Genomic DNA, 18075 nt, shown 5'->3' with positions numbered 1-18075 from the left:
GGGCCCTATTTTCATACAGTCATTCAAAAATTAGTATGATGACAACTATCCGTGGTACGGAACCCGTCCACCTTCGCTACGGCCAGTAGTGAGAAGACGGCTGCGAAGTAACGTTCGACAGACGAACTGGCCGGCCAGACGCGCGACGACCGAGTACGTCAATCCGATGGGGACCTGTCGTCAGGTCGGACGATACCGCTGTCGACCGTTTAGCACGTCGCGGTCCTCGAATCGGTTTCCGACGTCCGTGTCGCGACGACAGTCGCTTCTCTCGTGGTCGCGGCTGTGATCTCCGACACTCGCCATCATTTAATTCAGTGGTAACCCTTTGGGACCTATCCGCAACTGTTAACCAGTCTAAGCCGGGACAGTCTGGATAGAATGTATGAGAGCAATGGTATTTCGTCTCAACCGGACGATCCGTCCGGGAGCAGTGGTCTGCGGACCGGGATCGGACGGCGACGACTGCTCAAGACGACGGCGGGCGGGGCGGCGGGCGTCACCTTAGCGGGGTGTATGGATACTGTCGGTTCCCTCGGGGGGAGCGGCGGCAGTGAGGAGGCGGTCACGATCGGCGTTCTGGCACCGAACCCGGACAGCGACTTCATCGGGCGATCGATCGTCCGCGGCACACAGGTCGCCGTCGATGAACTCAACGAGAACGACGGCATCGACGGCAAAGATGTCGAACTGGTCGTCGGCGACACGAATGGCAGTCCCCTCGAGGCCCGCCGTCAGTATCAGCGACTGGTTCTCGAGGAGGGGGCCGACGTCACGGTGGGCGTCTTCGCCAGCGAGGCGCTCATGAACATCATGGACGACATCGCCGAACAGGAGACGATCCATCTCACGTCCGGCGCGGCGACGACGGCGGCGAGCCGACTGGTGAAAGAGCAGTACGAGGAGTACAAGTACCACTTCCGTGCGGGTCCGAACAACGACTACGATCTCGGGCGGATGCAGGTTGACTTCGTGGACGATATGGCCGCCGATATGGGCTGGAACTCCATTGCCGTCCTCGCGGAGGACTACGAGTGGACCGAACAACCGTGGAACGTGTACCAGAATCAGCTCGCCGATACGGGGATCGATATCGCCATGGAACGACGATATCCGCCGGCAACGGACGATTTTTCGGCGATTTACGACGAAGTCGAGGAGCAGGGAGCGGATGCGGCCTTTATCACGACTGCCCACACCGGGACGGCCGCGCTGCTGGACTGGGTCACCCCCGAGCCGCGGCCGTTCGCCTTCGGCGGGATCCACGTCCCGATGCAACTCCCGTCGTACTACGAGGCGACGAACGGTGCCTGCCGGTACGGTGTCACTCAGAGCAGCGCGACCGCACAGAGTACGCGTACCGAGAAGACTCAACCGTTCGTGCAGCGATATCAAGACACCTTCAACGGAGCGAATCCCGTTTACACGGGCTACCACTCGTACGATGCGGTCGCCATGTTCGCCGAGGCCGTCAGAACCACTGGCACGCTCGACTCCGAGGAACTCGTCGGGGCCCTCGAGGGCATGAGCTTCACCGGTAGTTCCGGCACGGTCGAGTTCTACGACCGGGACCACGACTACCCCCACGATCTCGTGTACAACAGCGACGATCCCGACGTCGTGTACCTGCAGTGGCAGGAAGACGACGACGGCGACGGAGTACAGGAGATCATCTGGCCCGAGTCGCAGGCGACGGCGGAGTACGCCAAACCGCCCTGGCTCTGAGGAAATCGCCCGCGTTTCCGCCGAATCACTACGTATTGCGTCGGTGGATTCCGAGACCGTCCGCCAGTCGTCGGCTACGGCCTCGAGCACACCACCACCCGTCACGAACCGACGCCGCCGCGAGCAGTCAACGCCTCCGCGTGCGATGCCCGCCGCTCCGGACCCGAACTCGGCGTGGGACGTGTCGCCATCGGAATCGAGGTCTCGAGTCAGTCGACGAGCGCGTGTCTGGCCCTGGCGTCACCCACAATCGAGCGGTCGCTCCCGCCCTCGTCAGTCGGAGTCGGTCGATTCGCGACCGCCCACCACGAGCTCGCCGTCTTCGGTCTCGACGTAGACGTCGTCGGCGAAGCCGCCCTCCGCGTGGGGATGGTCGGGATTCTCGAGCTTTTCGGGAGTCGATGGTGCCTCGGGAAGCCCCTCCGGTGGCGCGAACTGGCCGAGCGGCTCGGCGATCGTGACGTCCCACCGATCGAAGAACTCGCCGTAGCGGTCGTAGTGCTCCTCGAGTTCGTCCGCCGGGAACTCCATCATCTCGGTCCAGCCGTGGTTGTAGAAGTCGAAGTTGGCCTGGATGTGCGTGATCTCGCGGGCCTCGGCTTCGGAATAGCCCTCCTGGAGCGCCCGCAGGTAGGCGTCCATCGTCGCGTCGAAGAGCCCGTCGAGGTGGGCTTTCCGATCGTCGGCGTGGGCCGGATCGGCCTTGCCGGTGAAGATCTTGGTGTGGAGTCTGACGAGTCCCGACTTGGCGACCGAGCGGATTCCCGGCGTCTCGAGTGACTTCCGGTAGGCGAAGTGCTTGGCGTTCTGACGGAGTTTCATGCCTCTGCCTTGGGAGTAGACACTGAAGAACGGTTCGGACAACGATGGTAGTCAGCACGTCTCTCGGTCTCATATATCGTGAAATGGGGTTCGGTACCCGCCTTTGAGACTCGGCGTCGGAGATGGCAGCAAACGTTGCTCTTTCGAGAAACGGTGCCGAAATATCCGTCTGCAGTACACATTAGTGAACATATTCGGTGTTTAGTTTACGATCGTTGTATCATAGCACCCGGTCCGGCAAGATAGACGAGATAGCAACCCACTTTAACCCGCATTACGAACGATCCGGATATGACTCAGTACGTCATCATCGGTGACGGGATCTCGGGTAGTTCGGCGGCCGAGACCCTCCGGGAGGAAGACCCGGATGCGAAGATTACCGTCATCACCGATGAGGGGGAGCCACTGTATAATCGGATTCTCATCAAGGAACACGCGAAAGGAAAACTTCCGGAAGCCCCCATCTCGATCCACGACGAGGACTGGTACGCGGACCGAGACATCGAGCTCTCGCTGAACACCTATGTGACGAGCGTCGACACCGACGGGAAGGTCGTACACACGCACGAGAGCGGCGAAATTCCCTACGACAAACTGCTCGTCGCGACCGGCGGGACGCCGACACAGCTCCCCGTCGAGAACAGCGACGCCGATGGGATTCACCATTTCTGGACGTTCGAAGACGCCCGCGGGATCCGCGAGCACGCGGAACGCGCGGACAAGGGGGTCATCGTCGGTGCCGGTCTGCTCGGCATCGACTTCGCGGCCGTCTGTGGCGCACAGGGTATCGAAGCCGACTACCTGATGCGTGGCGACCGATGGTGGCGATACGCGCTATCCGAGGACGGTGCGGAGATCATGCACGAGGGCATGCGAGAGGTCGGCGTCGAACCCGTCTTCGACAGCGGCGTCGATCACTTCGAGGTCGACGACGATAATCACGTTACCGCCGCGGTCGATCCCAACGGCGATCGCTACGAATGTGACTTCGTCGGGGCCGCGATCGGGCTCACCTTCAACACCGAGTTCCTCCGCGGAGCCGGCATCGAGCAGGACAACGGGATCGTCGTCGACGAGTACATGCAGACGAACGTCGACGACGTCTACGCGGCGGGCGACCTCACCCAGTTCTACGACGTCCTGCTCGGCGAACGCGGCCAGAACGGCTCGTGGGGCTCGGCCAAGGAACAGGGTCGCGTCGCCGCGGTCAACATGGCCGCCGACGAGGAAGCCGAAGGGTTCCAGTGGGTCTCTTCGTACTCCATCACGCACTTCGACTTCCCCTTCCTCTCCTTCGGGCATCCGACCCTCGGCGACGAACATGCCGAGCGCCGCTACAGCGACACCGAGTGGCGGCGCATCGCGTTCAAGGACGGCAGGATCGTCGGCGGCGTCCTCATCGGCGATCTCTCGCCCCAGAGCAAGTTCAAACAGCTGATGCGCGAACAGCGCGTCGTCGCCGATCAGGCCGACGTCCTGCTCGAGCAGTCCGTCGATCTCGACGAGCTCGCACCACCCCAGGAGCAGTAGTTCACAGGACCCGCGGCACCGGTCGAACGGTTCGTTTCTCCGCTTCGTCGCGTCACTATCCCCACCGTCTCGCAGTGTTCAGTACCGATTGTCTGTTCTCGATACTGTCTCCATCGCGATATCGTCGGATTCAGTGACTGACTCTCGACCGTGGTCGTCCCGTTCGCGCGGCGGAACTATTAAGACAGTGTGAGGCATTCGGTAACAATGAACATGGCAGCGAGCGAACTCCGCCGCCGGTCGCTGGCCCTCGAGCGCGTCGAGTCGGTTCCGGCGAGCGCGACCGTTCGGCACGTCGATTAGCTCGATTTGGAGACGTATGAAGCGTTCTACGACGCCGTCACGGGCGATCACCGCGTATCGGATCCAACGCCTGATCTCGAACCGGGCGAAGTCATCGTCTTCACGGACTACTACCGCGTCGAACGGGAGTGAGACGGTCGGTCCCGCCGTCCGTTGAGCGCTGCCCGTATCGAAGTCGTTTTCCGGACTGCACGCGTTCGATGACGTATGAACGGCGATAGCGACATGACGCTGGCGTTCGAGCTCGAGGCGCTCAAAGAGGTCGCCTCGCCCGAGCGCGTGTTCGAGGACGCCAGAGGCTGGACAGAGTACATCGGCGTCGTCTCCGAGAAACCGACCTACGTGGTGACGAACTTCACGCGGAAGAACCGCATTCGACAGGACTTCTTCTCCGGCCCGCGCGGGAAGGCCGAGAGCCTCGAGGGCGTCAAAGATCAGTTCGACACCGACCGCTACGTCTACATCGGGGCCAGCGAGGAGGACGAACAGTTGGCCGACGAGGTCGGCTGGGAGTACCTCGCCGTCGAGGACGCCGCCGAGGCGGCCGACTGGATCCTGGCGACCCGCGCCGACGAGGACGAGGACGACGCGGAGCAGGTCCGCGACGACTGGCCGTAAGCCACAGCGGCTCGTTCTCTGGCCACGATTCTCGTCGTCCAAACGCTTCCCCGTGTCGGAGGCGGGACTTCTTCTCCCTTCGGTACCCATAGAATCGCTGACTGGGGCACCGACGCGAATATCCGTCGCGATAGATAACTAAACAGTAAATTTTATTCTTATATCATAATTTGTAAAAATATGTTCGAAATATCGAAAGAAATGCTGTATCCGATCATCGGTATCCCGCTACTGGCGTTTGCAGCGCGTCTCCTTCTGGTGTCCGGCTTGGCTGGCGGGCCGGGAGGGCTCCTCGCGCTCGCGGGCCTCGTTCTCATCGGACATATGGCAATTTTTGGTGACGATACGACTCCATCCGCTCGGAGGAACTGTTCCGAGTGTGGTACACGGAACGAACCCAATCGCGAACGTTGTAAGCGCTGCAACGTGTCGCTCGGTGCCGATAGCGATACCTGACTCCGAATCGGCTGCCGAGCGGACGTATCACAGGTCGGTTTCCCCGATTCGTCGCCCTTATGCCCGGTCCAATCGAACTACCGGCAATGGTAGAACCCACCGCGTCGGGTTCCGGCGATGGTCATCGACTCGAGCTTCCCTGCGGGGAGTCCGTCGACCCCCACGAGATCGATCTGGGGATGCGCGAGTACACCTGTTCCTGCGGCGAGACCCACGCCGTCGTGACGGACGTCCACCCGCCGTCGCGCTTTTTCCCGGAATCGCTCGTCGCCGTCCTGCAGGAGACGATCGACACCGACGACGAGTTCGAACAGTTCGGGACGCCCCACCTGATGGGGGTCGTCCTCGAGGAGTTCCCCGAGGACGTCGCCGTCCACGACGCGAGCGACGACGGTGCCGTCGGCTACACGCTGTTGTGGATGACCGCGTTCGACGCCAGACGGCTCCACGAGATCGTCGTCGAACTCGTCGTCGAACTCATGGAGCACGCGGTCAGTCACGCCGACGACGACACCGCCGTTTCGGAGTTCGAATCCCAGATGCTCGAGTTCGACGTCGCGGAGTTCGTCGAGCAGTACCGACGAGAACGGGAGTTCGAGAGCGAGCACGACCAGCCGATCTAGCGGCTCGATTCGGTCGGCTCTCGGTAGCGTTGCTGAGCGGATTTTCATGCGATCCCCGCCACCACCTGCCGGTCGCGTCGTCGCTGAACCGCACGGAACTGCGTGGAAACCGGCCGTTCCAGCGCTTCGCGGTCGAGTCGCTCCCGCTCGCGTTCGTCGGTACCGCCTGCTTCAGGCTACTGACCGCACCCCAACTGCAGTCGCTCTATCGCGCCGTCTTCCCCCAGATGGCCCGTACGACGGGCGGGGAACTCCCGATGACGCGGCTCGGTTGGGCCCAGATCGCCACGCTATTGGTCGTCTCTGGGCCGTTCATTTGCTATCGGCTCTCCCACACCGAACTCGGTCGATCGCTCACCGCTGTCTTCGAGCCCGAGTCAGGGAGGCGTCGATGAGCGTCTTCGTCCCGTTCCCCTCCGTTACCGTCGGTCCTGAACTGCGGTAGTCGCGACGCCAGACCCGTGCTCGTCCGCCGTCGAGATATCGAACCGGAGCCCGCCCGCGTCGCTCTCACCGACGGTGATCGCCCAGCCGTGGGCGTCGACGACCTCGGAGACGATCGCGAGCCCGAAGCCGGTACCGTCGGGGGACGTGCTGTACCCCGACTCGAGGATCGCGTCCCGCTTGCTCGCCGGCACGCCCGGGCCGTCGTCGGCGATCGCGAACCCGTCGTCGGTCGCCTCGATCGTGATCGTGACGTCGGTCCCGGCGTGCTCGAGGGCGTTCCGGAACAGGTTCTCGAAGAGGACGAGCAGACGGTCCTCGTCGGCCTCGACCGTGGGCAACGGGTCCGTCCGGACGAGATCGAGGGTCGGGTCGACGGTCCGGTGAGCGTGGTCGACGACGTCGTCGAGCTCGATCCGTGCCGTGTCGGTCAGCCGTTGCCCGCTCCGCGCGAGCGCGAGGACGTTCTCGATGAGGTCGTCCATCCGGTCGAGCGCCCACCCGATCTCCTCGCGGTATCGTTCGCCCTCGCTGTCGACGTGGGCCTCGAGATTCTCGAGGTGACCCGCGGCGAGCGTGAGCGGGTTCCGGAGGTCGTGGGAGACGGTACTCGCGAAGGCGTCGAGCCGGTCGTTCTGGCGCTCGAGTTCGGCGGTGCGGGTGGCGAGTTCGTCCTCGCGGCGGGCGCGCTCGAGCGCGGCTTCGACGTTGGCCGCGAGGATCCGCGCGAGGGTGATCGTCTCCGGGTCGAAGTCGTTCGGCGTCGTCGAACTGATGATGAAGATCCCCTCCTCGCCGAGCGGGATGTGGGCCTCGCTGCGGATCGGCGTCTCGGGATTGCGAACGTTCCCCGCGCGGCGGACGTCGCCGTGAACGATCGTTTCGCCGGCTTCGAAGGCGTCCCAGGCGATGCTGTTGCCGGGCCCGATCGTCGGGACCGTGCCCAGCAGCGCCTCCGTCTCGTCGGTCATCGCGACCGGAGCGAGAACGCCGCGTTGCTGTGATGGATCGGTGCTCGGATCGGCCGCGGCGCTCTCCTCGCCCTCCGGGACGGGGCGAGAGGTGGACTTCTCGTACAGGTGGATGCTGTTGATATCGAGCGAGAGCGCGTCGCGGGCGATCTCGGTCGCGACGCGGGCGACCTCTTCGGCGCTTTCCGCGGCCATGAGCCGTCTGGTCCCCTCGTGGAGGCGGCGGATCCGTCGCTCGCGCGCCGTGCGGTCGCTGATATCGCGGATGGCACCGACGCTGCCGGTGAACGTGCCGTCCTCGAGCAGCGGTGCGACGTTGTTCTCGACGAGAAACGCGTCGCCGTCGAGCGGGTCAAACTCCATCTCGAAGGTCCCCCACGTCCGATCCTCGTCGGCGAGAATCCGGGACAGCGTTTCCCTCGCCCGTCGGACGTCCTCGGCCGACATGTAGTTCGCGGGCCGAGTGCCGACGAGGTCGGTGCGAGTCGTCCCGAGGGCGTCCGCCATCGCGTCGTTGGCCATCTCGATCCGCCCGTCGTCGTCGAGGATGTACATCGGGTCGCCGACCGTATCCACGAGGGTTCGGTAGCGCTCGAGTTCGCGTTCCCGGCGTTTCTGCTCGCTGATGTCGGTGTAGATCACGTACTCGTAAACCTCGCCGTCGATTTCGACGGCGAAGCCTCGCAGGAAGAAATCCCGTCGTCCGTCGGCGGTCAATCGCTCGACGGCGGCCGTCACGACCGTCTCGAGGCCGACGCTCTCGGTGATACACACCGGTTCGTCGTCGTCCGGCACGAGCAGGTCGTCGATCGATTCCCTGGCGACGTCCGTCCGGTCGTACCCGAACGTCGCCTCGAATTCGGGGTTGACGTCGACGACCCGTTCGGATTCGGCTGCCCTGACCAGGATCGTCGGATCTGGACTGTGTTCGAAGAGCGCGGCGTACCGGTCGCGTTCGGCCCGAAGCGTTCGTCGCTCTGTCGTCGGCCGCGATCGGTCGACGTCCGCCCCCGCTTCGGTCGCCCGCACCGGGTCGTCGGTTGCCATCCGAACCTGCGCGAGTAGCCGTTCGATCGAGTCCTCGAGTCCCTTCGGAACGTATCCCGACAGACCGGCCGTTACGGCGTCGCTGGCGAGTCGCTCGTCGCCGGTAGCAGTGTAGAGCAGGAACGGGAGGTCAGCGGTATCGTCGGTTCGAAGCCGTTCGTAGAGTGCGAGCGCATCGGTCTCTGGAAACTGATATTCGATGACGACACACGCACGGTCGTCCGCGTTCGCGAGCGCGTGACGGAGCTCGGCCGGCGTCGCGACTGGGTCGACCGTGAGTCCGTCGGCGGCCGACTCGAGTCCGTCGACGGTTCGTCGGCGGTCTTCCGGGTCCGGGTCGGCGTAGATGACGGTAGTGGGCCGCTGGAAACGGATAGATCCGGACGCAGTCATCTAGGTTATCCGAAGAGACGGAACGAGTCGACATAAGATGTGTGGCCACGGAACGCGGTTATATCCGGCCCCAACGTCGGATTCCTCCGTTCCCACGCCGTGGGTGAAATCCACAACCAACCGCTGGGAGCGGCGGCTATCCGGGGAACTCGGGGTGATTCGGAGCGGTTCCTGCCGTCTGGAGTTCGAATTTCGAAAAGCCGTTTCGAGATTCGTACTGTATCGTGGGGCTTATTACGATGTGCGAACTCCGATTCGACAAGACAAATGAGCACGGACACCGCCACAGACGCCGAGACGGGCGACGGGCGCACGATCCTGTTGATCGGGAGCGGCCCGATCCAGATCGGACAGGCCGCCGAATTCGACTACTCGGGCGCGCAGGCCTGCCGAGCCCTGCAGGAGGAAGGCGCTCGCGTCGTCCTCGTGAACTCGAACCCGGCGACGATCATGACGGATCCGGAGATGGCCGACGAGGTCTACATCGAGCCGATCACGACCGACGCCATCGCCGAGATCATCCGCGAGGAGAACCCGGACGGCGTCATCGCCGGACTTGGGGGCCAGACCGGCCTGAACGTCACCGCCGAACTGGCCGAGGAGGGCGTCCTGGAGGAGTACGACGTCGACATCATGGGCACGCCCCTGGACACGATCTACGCGACCGAAGACCGCGACCTCTTCCGCCAGCGCATGGAGAAGATCGGGCAGCCGGTCCCCGCGTCGACCACGATCTCGCTCGAGGAGGGTGAGTCGGTCGCCGACATGACCGAGGAGGACCTGAAGGAACGCGTACAGGCCGCCGTCGACGAGGTCGGCGGGCTGCCGGTCATCGCCCGAACGACCTACACGCTGGGCGGTTCCGGCTCCGGCGTCGTCGGCGAGATGGACGAACTCCTCCGCCGCGTTCGCAAGGGACTGCGCCTCTCTCGCAACAGCGAGGTGCTCATCACCGAGTCGATCGCCGGCTGGGTCGAGTACGAGTACGAAGTGATGCGCGACGCCGACGACTCGTGTATCATCATCTGCAACATGGAGAACATCGACCCGATGGGGATCCACACGGGCGAGTCGACGGTCGTCACGCCCTCCCAGATCGTCCCCGACGAGGGCCACCAGGAGATGCGCACCGCCGCGCTCGACGTCATCCGCGAACTCGGCATTCAGGGCGGCTGTAACATCCAGTTCGCCTGGCGCGACGACGGCACCCCCGGCGGCGAGTACCGCGTCGTCGAGGTCAACCCGCGCGTCTCCCGCTCGTCCGCACTCGCGTCGAAGGCGACGGGGTATCCGATCGCCCGCGTGACCGCCAAGGTCGCGCTCGGCAAGCGCCTCCACGAGATCACGAACGAGATCACGGGCGAGACGACCGCCGCCTTCGAGCCCGCCATCGACTACGTGGTGACGAAGGTCCCGCGCTGGCCCATCGACAAGTTCGACGACGTCGACTTCGAGCTGACGACGGCGATGAAATCGACCGGCGAGGCGATGGCCATCGGCCGCACGTTCGAGGAGTCCCTCCTCAAGGCGCTCCGCTCGAGCGAGTACGAACCCGACGTCGACTGGGCCGAACTCAGCGACGCGGAACTCGAGGAGCAGTACCTCGTGCGCCCGTCGCCCGACCGCCCCTATGCGATGTTCGAGGCCTTCGAACGCGGGTACTCCGTCGAGGAGGTCCAGGAGCTGACGGGCATCTTCGAGTGGTACACCGAGCGGTACAAGCGCATCGCGGACTCGACGCTCGCCGCCCAGGAGGGCGACTTCACCGAGGCCGCGATCGCCGGCCACACCAACGCGACGATCGCGTCCGCCGCCGGCGCTGACGTCGACACCGTCGAGACGGACGTTCCCGGCCGCACCTACAAACAGGTCGACACCTGCGCGGGCGAGTTCGAGGCCGAGACGCCGTACTACTACTCCTCGCGCAAGTCCGAGTTCGAGTCCGGCCCGCTGCTGGGCGACGCCGCCGCGGGCGAACTCGAGGTCGACCGCGACATCGAGAGCGTGATCGTCGTCGGCGGCGGCCCGATCCGTATCGGGCAGGGCGTCGAGTTCGACTACTGTTCGGTCCACGCGGTCCGCGCGCTGCGCGACCTCGGGATCGACGCCTACGTCGTGAACAACAACCCCGAGACCGTCTCGACGGACTACGACACCTCCGACGGTCTGTTCTTCGAACCCATCACCGCCGAAGAGGTCGCCGACGTCGCCGAGGCGACCGGTGCCGACGGCGTGATGGTCCAGTTCGGCGGCCAGACCTCCGTCAACATCGGCGAACCGCTCGAGGACGAACTCGAGCGCCGCGGGCTCGACTGCGAGGTCATGGGGACCTCCGTCGAGGCGATGGACCTCGCGGAGGACCGCGACCGCTTCAACGCCCTCATGGACGAACTGGGCATCGCCCAGCCCGAGGGCGGCACGGCGGTCTCGGAGGAAGAAGCCCTCGAGCTCGCCCACGACATCGGCTACCCCGTCCTCGTCCGCCCCTCCTACGTGCTGGGCGGTCGCGCGATGGACGTCGTCTACGACGACGAGGAGCTGCAGACGTACATCGAGGAAGCGGTCCGCGTCGCGCCCGACAAGCCGATCCTCGTGGACGACTTCCTCGAGGACGCGGTCGAGCTCGACGTGGACGCGGTCTCCGACGGCCGCACGATACTCATCGGCGGCATCATGGAACACGTCGAGAGCGCGGGCGTCCACTCCGGCGACTCGGCCTGCATGATCCCGCCGCGCTCGCTCGACGAGGACACGCTCGAGCGCGTCCGCGAGGTCACCGAAGATATCGCGTCGGCGCTGAAGACCAAGGGCCTGCTGAACGTCCAGCTGGCCGTCCGCGACGGCGAAGTGTACGTGCTCGAGGCCAACCCCCGTTCCTCGCGTACCGTCCCGTTCGTCTCCAAGGCGACGGGCGTCCCGATCGCCAAGCTCGCGGCGCAGGTCATGGCCGGCGAGACGCTCAGCAGCCTCGAGGTCGACGAGCAGATCCCCGATCACACCTCGATCAAGGAGGTCGTCCTGCCGTTCGACCGCCTGCCGGGCTCGGACCCGCGCCTCGGGCCGGAGATGAAGTCCACCGGCGAGGTCATGGGCACGGCCAGCGAGTTCGGTACGGCCTACTGGAAGGCCCAGCAGGCCGCCGACAACGCCGTCAGCGAGGGCACCGCGGTGGTCGACCTCGACGTCGACGGCTTCGAGAACCACTTCGAGGTGGCCGACTTCGACGACGTCCCGCAGGCGATCCGCGAGAACGAGGTCGACTTCGTCGTCAGCCGCGACCGCGACAGCCTCGAGATGGCCGTCGAGGAGGAGATCCCGTACCTGTCGACCGTCGCCAGCGCCGAGGCCTACGTCGAGGCCCTCGATACCTTCGACGGGGAACTCGAGGTCCAGTCGGTCTCCGATCGCCCGAAGCACGCCGCCGAGTGGGGCACGTCCGAGTAACCCGCGTCGCAGGCTCGGACCCGATCGTCGCCCCCTCGGATCGTCTCTTCGTCGAAGTCTCGAACCGCTAGCTATAGCCATCTACAATATCTCGTGGTCTTTTATCGGCTCGAGCGGTATCGCGGGTGTCGAGTACCCATGACTCAACGAACCCGACGCGACGTCCTTCGGCTGGCGACCGCATCGACTGCTGCCGGCGTTCTCACGGTCGGTTCGGCGGCGACTGCGCAATCGAACGACACCGAGTGGCAGCAGGTCGAGTCGCCGACCGGGAAGTCGCTCAACGACGCGGTCGACACCGCCGCTGGCCCGTTCGCGGCCGGTGCGAACGGCGACGTCGTCGCTCGAGTCGGTGGCGACTGGCAGAAAGTCGTCGACTACGGCCCGCAGGCGCGGAGTCGTCGCCTGACCGGAATCGATGCCACAGACGACGGCAGAGCGGTCTGGTTCGTCGGCGGGAGCGGCGTCATCGGCGAGTACGACGTCGAAACGCGAACGCTGACCAACTACTCCGCGCCGAACGGCAAGACGAGCACCTGGGAGGACTGCGCCGTCCGCGGATCGGCCGGCGAGAACGAGCGCGTCTACTTCGTCAACGGCTCGGGCGAACTCCTCGTCGGGGTCCGCCAGGACAGCGGTGCGATGCAGTACAACGAGGTCGTCAAACCCGGCGGCGGGTCGACGATCCCCGGCATCGATTGCTACGATCGCGAGGCGGGCCACGTCGCCACGACGAGCCAGTTCGTCGGCGAGACGACCGACGGCGGCGAGACGTGGGAGCAGATCGGTATCGGCTTCGCCGGCGGTGCGTTCTTCGACCTCGCGAGCCAGGGCGAGCGAGACGTCAACGTCGCCGCGGGATCCGGGATCATCTACCGCTACGACGGCTTTCGCTGGACGCCTCACGTCGTCGACGACGACCGACGGGCCATCCGCGCCGTCGACCGCGACGGCGAGGGCGGGCTGGCGGCCGGCGACGGCGGTGCGATCTACGAGCGCCAGTCGGCGGGCCAGTGGACGGCCTACGAAACCGATCTCGAATCGAAGCTGTCGGGCGTCGCGAGCGGCTCGACCTACGACGTCGCGGTCGGCGACGGGGGGACGATCCTCGAGCGAACGGTCGGAGGTCCCGACTCCGGCGGTGGCGACGGCAACAGCACCGATACCGGCGACGGAAACGGCTCGAGTTCGACGAACGCGACCTCGACCGTTTCGATGGACGCGTTTTCGGTCGAATCGCTCTCGGTCGAGAACTACGCGAACGGGGAGTGGATACCCGCTTCGGAGCGGTAGGATCGTCGCGGGGGGTCGCGAAGCGCAATCGACTCACCTGCGACCGTCTCGATCGAACTGTGATCTACTCCCCGTCGTAGGTCAGCGCGTCCCGATCCGCGGTGGTATCGGAGTCCCAGTCGATAGCGCTGCCGGCGGCCGGTGGCGTCTCGCTCTCGGCGACCGACCGGACGCCGCTCGCCGCGTCCAACTTCCGGAGGGTGTCGGGACGCCCGATCGCAAACAGCTGCTCGCCGGCCTGAATGACTCGGTCGCGCTTCGGAATCGTGTCCACGTCGCCGCCGACCGCTCGAACCGCGATGATCGTCGCGTCGAGGGCGGCGACGGAGACGCCGACGAGCACGCTCTCGGCGGAGACGTCGAATACGCTCATCGTCTCGTCCCCGCGGCGGAGCATCGCGGCGAACTCCCGATCGGCGTGTGAATCCGCCGCCAGCGTCATCAGGCGGTAGTCGACGGCCGGATCGACTTTTTTCGCGACCGCCTCGTCGGTGGCGACCGTGGTCACGTCGTCGACGCTCGCCCGGAGCTCGGCCGTCCCGAGTCGGGTTTGTCCCCCGTCGCTATCGGTCCGCCAGAGCTGGACGGTGTCGCCGGCCGTCGCACTGAACGGCGGATCCGCTCGCACGGCGACCGCCGCGGAATTCGGCGGGAGCGTCGGTCCGATACCGGCGGCGCGCTGTCCCACCGCGAGGAACTCGACGGTGCCGTCGGCGGCGAGGTCCACGTCGACGTAGCCGACGTCGTGGTCCTCCTTGAGTCGAGCCGTGAGCTGCGATTGCAGGTCCCCGACCGTCAGGCCGCGCGGAAACTCGAGGGTCTCCCCCGCGATCGCTCGCTTCGTCTCGTCCCGGACGGGGTCGTAGCCGTCGATGTCGTCGATCTCCTCGGGGAGCGTCACGGTGATAAACCGACCGACGGCACGGACGATCGGGTTGAAATCCGGCTGGAACATCCCCCAGTTGAGCCGTTCCGACGTGCCGATGCTGTCGCCGGCGTACCGGCCGCCGTACGACGCGATCCCGGCCGTGACGAACACCGAAATGTTGAGCAGCGCCTCGCTGACCGTCAGCGGGTCCCCGGTGTTGCCGATGAACTGGACGAAGATGAGCCGCGTGTTGAGGTAGATCGCGACGGCACCCAGCCCGAGGATCAGCGTCGGTCCCTCGGGGAACTGCGTCCGCGCTCTGACGCGATAGACGAAGGCCGAAATCGCCGTCACGACGCCCGCGAGAAGCGCCAATCCGCCGATGTGAACCACCGCTTCGACGACCGGATGCCCGAACAGCGACGCGGCGAGGCTCACGCCGCCACCTCCTCGAACGCCTCGAGTCGGGGACGCTTGCCGACGACGATCAACGAGTCGCCGGCGTTCAGTTCGGTCACGCCGCGCGGTGCGACGATGCGTTCCGAGAGCCGCCGGATCGCCAGGACGGCGACGCCGTAGTTGTCCCGGATCCGCGCCGCGCCGATGGTGTCTCCGACGAGCGCGCTTCCCTCACCGACCGTCACCTTTCGGAACCCGTTCCCGTCCCGTTTGAGCACGCCGATGGCTTCGTACTCCCGCTGTTTGCCCCGCGAGTGGACGGTGATCCTGGCGAACTCGGTCGCGATGACGCGCCGCGCCTCGTCGAGGGGTACCGCCACCGTCACACGCCCCTCTCCGCCCGTCGTCGTGGGTGCTTTCAACGTCGGAGTTGGCGCATCGAGGTCGGCCGGTATCTCGTCGCTCTCTTCGTCTTCCGGCGGTTCCGTCGAGTCTTCGACGCCGATCGTGTGCGCACCCACGACCGGCCCGGTGACCTCGCCGTCCGGCAGCGCGATCGTTACGATGTCTCCGCGTGCGATACCCGTCGGGAGGAGCGTCCGAATCGAGACGGCCCGTTTCCCGGCCGGAACGCGACGCGAGAGGCCGGCCGCACTCGGCGCGGCGGCGATCTGGGCCCGTCCCTTCCGATCGATCGTGACGGAGACGTCCGCCAGTTCGTAGTCGGTGAGCAGCCGCTCCTCGAGGCGGGCTTCCAGCTCCGCGAGCGGGAGGTCGGCCGGGAACCGCCACGATCCGGTGTAGATCTCCTCGCGCACGTCGTCCGGGAGGGGCGGGTAGCCCTCGACGTCGTGGACGTCCCCGATCGGGCGGATGCGAATCTGACCGTACGAATCGACCCGTTCGGCCAGATCCGTCGAGAGTTTGCTCTCGCGAAGCGACTTGAGCGTGAGTTTCCGCGGCGTCGCCGTTCCGAGTTTGTCGCCCTGACTGTGCGCCCAGAGACACGCCATCAGGACGACCAGCACGGCGACGATGCCGGTCCAGCTCTCGGCCAACGCGGGATCCATCAGCCCCATCAACCCCCCGGAGATACCGGCTAACCCGGCGCCGAGGACGACGACCCCGAGTCCGGGGACCGTGACGTTTGTAAAGTATTTGAAACCGAAGCCGATAGAGAACGCGATGAACGCCGGAAATATGCCCGCGAGGAGGCCGAGATACACCCCGACGAGGATCTCCGAGACGGGTATCGAAGTCATGACCAATAGTCTGTGATCCCGGCTGTATAGAAATACGGGTTTCGAGCGTCCCGCCGGAGTGGTCGTGGCCCTCGCTTCTGCAGGTCTATCGCCGGTCGGAACGCGGCCTCTGCGTGGTAGCGATCATCTCTTCGGCCTCGTCGACTCACTCGAGTGCGTACCAATCGAACCGCTCGACGGCGTAGCGATAGGAGACGTACGGGGCAGCGAGCCCGCCGATCAGGACGGTCCACGCGCCGACGGCGATCGCGCGGGCGGAGACCGTCAGTTCGGGCGTCGGCGACCACGCCGACACCGTCGCGATCAGTCCGGCGATCGCCTCGGGGGCCTCGAGGTACAGGACGGCCGCGGCGACCGCGGGGAGGAGGATCGCGAGCGAGTAGACGAGGAACGCCGTCTTGCTCGGCATCACGGCCTCGCGGTTGTTGGTCACGTTGACGCTGCCGAACCGCGGAAACAGCGAGCCGATCCCGGACGCGAGCGCCGGCGTGAGGACGGTTCCGACGAGTGTTCCGGCCGCGAGGGCGGCGGTCCGCTCGAGCGAGAGCGGGCTGACGAGCCCCATGACGAGCGGGAGGACGAGTGCGAACGGGAGGCCGATCAGCGCGCCGGCCAGTAGTCGACCGCGAATCGCCTGTCGGCCGGTGATCGAGGACGTCACGACGGCGGGGAGGGCGGGTCCGAGATCGCCGAGGGGGTTGAGCGTGAACAGGGCACCGGCCGCCCAGACGACGTACAGGGAGAACACCGCGGCCATGAACGGGGGTATCGTCCCCAGTTCGATGATCTGCTGGACGAATCCGAGCGCGCCGAACAGCGGGTAGCCGACGTACGCGAGTCGGATCGGGGCGCGTTTGCTCCGCCGAATCGCCGTTACCGTTACCGTCCGGACCGGTCGCGAGACCCTCCCCGAGAGGAGGCCGCTCAGTCGATCGGACGAGGTCTCCTCGTCGAGTTCCTCGTCGTCGGTGCGCGCCGGGTCCGCGAACCAGTGGCGTCTCGCGGACGGGATTCCGACTGCCATCGCGAGCCCGGTGACGAGCGCCGAGCCGACGACCGCGCCCGCGATTCCGGTCGGCGACGGATCGATACCGGGAATCCCGAGCAACAGGAGGTGGCCGGGCCAACCGAGCGGGCTGGCCTGTAACGCGGAAAACAGCGTCCCCGTGATCGCGTCGAGCCGTCCGGTCGCGATCGCACCGAAGTACGCGAGCCAGAACGCGGCGAACAGCACCGTTCGATACCGGGCGATCGGCTCGTAGACGGTGATCAGGTGGCGGATCCAGACGCCGACGGTGAATCCGACGGGAACGGCGGTAGACAGGACCAGCCCGATCAGCAGCGGTGCGACGATCACGGGGAGCACGGTCCCCGCACCGTACGCGAACGCGGCGGCGACGAGTACCGTCGGCACCGCGAGCCAGAGGGCGAAGAACGCGATTTCCGCGGCCACGACGCCGACGACGGTGTTCCGAACCGACGCGGACAACAGGATGAAGGCGGGTTCGTCCACGTTCGCGACCGCCGTTACCGTCCGCATGACTGCCATGACGACGAGAAACACCCAGAACAGTGCGACGCCGCCTGTAGCGATCTCCGTTACCGTCGTCGCGACGTCCGGAGCGAGCGCCCCTGCGGCGGCCCGTTCACCCAGTTCCGGAACCACGAGCAGGCCGACCGCGGTGACCGGGCCGAGCATGAACAGCCCGGCTACCGCCATCAGGAGGAGCTTGGTCCGGTTCCCGGCGACCGCTCGAGCCGTCCGCCGAACCTCCGTTCCGGCGATGCCGGCAGCGATCGGAACGCGCGTCACTACCGATCACCGCCGTTCGGTCGCGAGATGTCGTGGGAGACGGGGTGCATACTCGGATCCGCGG

Annotated in this window: 12 protein-coding genes and 1 pseudogene; 8 read left to right on the top strand and 5 right to left on the bottom strand. The window is 65.8% G+C overall.

Annotated features, from left to right (window positions below; all coding sequences use genetic code 11):
- Positions 1–381: 381 nt before the first annotated feature.
- The gene (locus NDI89_RS03205; protein ID WP_277520071.1) at positions 382–1725 is read left to right on the top strand and encodes an ABC transporter substrate-binding protein; all 1344 of its coding nucleotides are present in this window, start codon (positions 382–384) and stop codon (positions 1723–1725) included.
- Positions 1726–1998: 273 nt separating this feature from the next.
- Here the strand turns inward: NDI89_RS03205 and NDI89_RS03200 are convergent, their stop codons facing one another.
- The gene (locus NDI89_RS03200) at positions 1999–2547 is read right to left on the bottom strand and encodes a DUF6149 family protein (protein WP_277520070.1); all 549 of its coding nucleotides are present in this window, start codon (positions 2545–2547) and stop codon (positions 1999–2001) included.
- A 291-nt stretch (positions 2548–2838) separates the two neighbouring features.
- Here NDI89_RS03200 and NDI89_RS03195 point away from each other — a divergent pair, with 291 nt between their 5' ends.
- From NDI89_RS03195 to NDI89_RS03175, 5 genes and pseudogenes are all read left to right on the top strand, one after another.
- Positions 2839–4077, top strand: a complete 1239-nt coding sequence (locus NDI89_RS03195) for an NAD(P)/FAD-dependent oxidoreductase (protein ID WP_277520069.1) — start codon at positions 2839–2841, stop codon at positions 4075–4077.
- A 207-nt stretch (positions 4078–4284) separates the two neighbouring features.
- Positions 4285–4512 (top strand): annotated as a pseudogene (locus tag NDI89_RS03190) (DUF7979 domain-containing protein).
- A 75-nt stretch (positions 4513–4587) separates the two neighbouring features.
- Positions 4588–4998 carry a DUF7124 domain-containing protein gene (locus NDI89_RS03185; RefSeq protein WP_277520068.1) on the top strand — a complete coding sequence of 137 codons (411 nt, stop codon included), beginning with the start codon at positions 4588–4590 and terminating at the stop codon, positions 4996–4998.
- Positions 4999–5540: 542 nt separating this feature from the next.
- Positions 5541–6077 (top strand): DUF5815 family protein, encoded by a 537-nt coding sequence (locus NDI89_RS03180; RefSeq protein ID WP_277520067.1) that lies wholly within the window; start codon positions 5541–5543, stop codon positions 6075–6077.
- A gap of 29 nt (positions 6078–6106) precedes the next feature.
- Positions 6107–6472, top strand: a complete 366-nt coding sequence (locus NDI89_RS03175) for a hypothetical protein (RefSeq protein WP_277520066.1) — start codon at positions 6107–6109, stop codon at positions 6470–6472.
- A 24-nt stretch (positions 6473–6496) separates the two neighbouring features.
- On the opposite strand, the gene NDI89_RS03170 is transcribed toward NDI89_RS03175, so the two are convergent.
- Positions 6497–8932, bottom strand: a complete 2436-nt coding sequence (locus NDI89_RS03170; RefSeq protein WP_277520065.1) for a PAS domain S-box protein — start codon at positions 8930–8932, stop codon at positions 6497–6499.
- 267 nt (positions 8933–9199) lie between these two features.
- Here NDI89_RS03170 and carB point away from each other — a divergent pair, with 267 nt between their 5' ends.
- Both carB and NDI89_RS03160 read left to right on the top strand, forming a co-directional pair.
- Complete coding sequence (carB, locus tag NDI89_RS03165; protein WP_277520064.1) at positions 9200–12376, top strand: carbamoyl-phosphate synthase large subunit; 3177 nt, start codon at positions 9200–9202, stop codon at positions 12374–12376.
- A gap of 138 nt (positions 12377–12514) precedes the next feature.
- Positions 12515–13669: a beta propeller repeat protein gene (locus NDI89_RS03160; protein ID WP_277520063.1), complete on the top strand. Its 1155-nt coding sequence runs from the start codon at positions 12515–12517 to the stop codon at positions 13667–13669.
- Positions 13670–13733: 64 nt separating this feature from the next.
- Here the strand turns inward: NDI89_RS03160 and NDI89_RS03155 are convergent, their stop codons facing one another.
- The 3 genes from NDI89_RS03155 to NDI89_RS03145 form a co-directional block, all read right to left on the bottom strand.
- Positions 13734–14975 carry a TrkA C-terminal domain-containing protein gene (locus NDI89_RS03155; protein WP_277520062.1) on the bottom strand — a complete coding sequence of 414 codons (1242 nt, stop codon included), beginning with the start codon at positions 14973–14975 and terminating at the stop codon, positions 13734–13736.
- Positions 14972–16198 carry a potassium channel family protein gene (locus NDI89_RS03150; RefSeq protein WP_277520061.1) on the bottom strand — a complete coding sequence of 409 codons (1227 nt, stop codon included), beginning with the start codon at positions 16196–16198 and terminating at the stop codon, positions 14972–14974. The genes NDI89_RS03155 and NDI89_RS03150 overlap by 4 nt, the downstream gene beginning before the upstream one ends.
- Positions 16199–16343: 145 nt before the next feature.
- A complete protein-coding gene (locus tag NDI89_RS03145; protein ID WP_277520060.1) occupies positions 16344–18011 on the bottom strand; it encodes a hypothetical protein in 1668 nt (555 codons plus the stop codon).
- Between the last annotated feature and the right edge of the window lie 64 nt (positions 18012–18075).

Origin of the sequence: Natrinema salsiterrestre (assembly GCF_029502005.1) — an archaeon.
Taxonomy (GTDB): Archaea; Halobacteriota; Halobacteria; order Halobacteriales; family Natrialbaceae; genus Natrinema; species Natrinema salsiterrestre.
The sequence above is the reverse complement of the archived record's forward strand: the minus strand, read 5'-3'. Positions and strand labels throughout refer to the sequence as shown.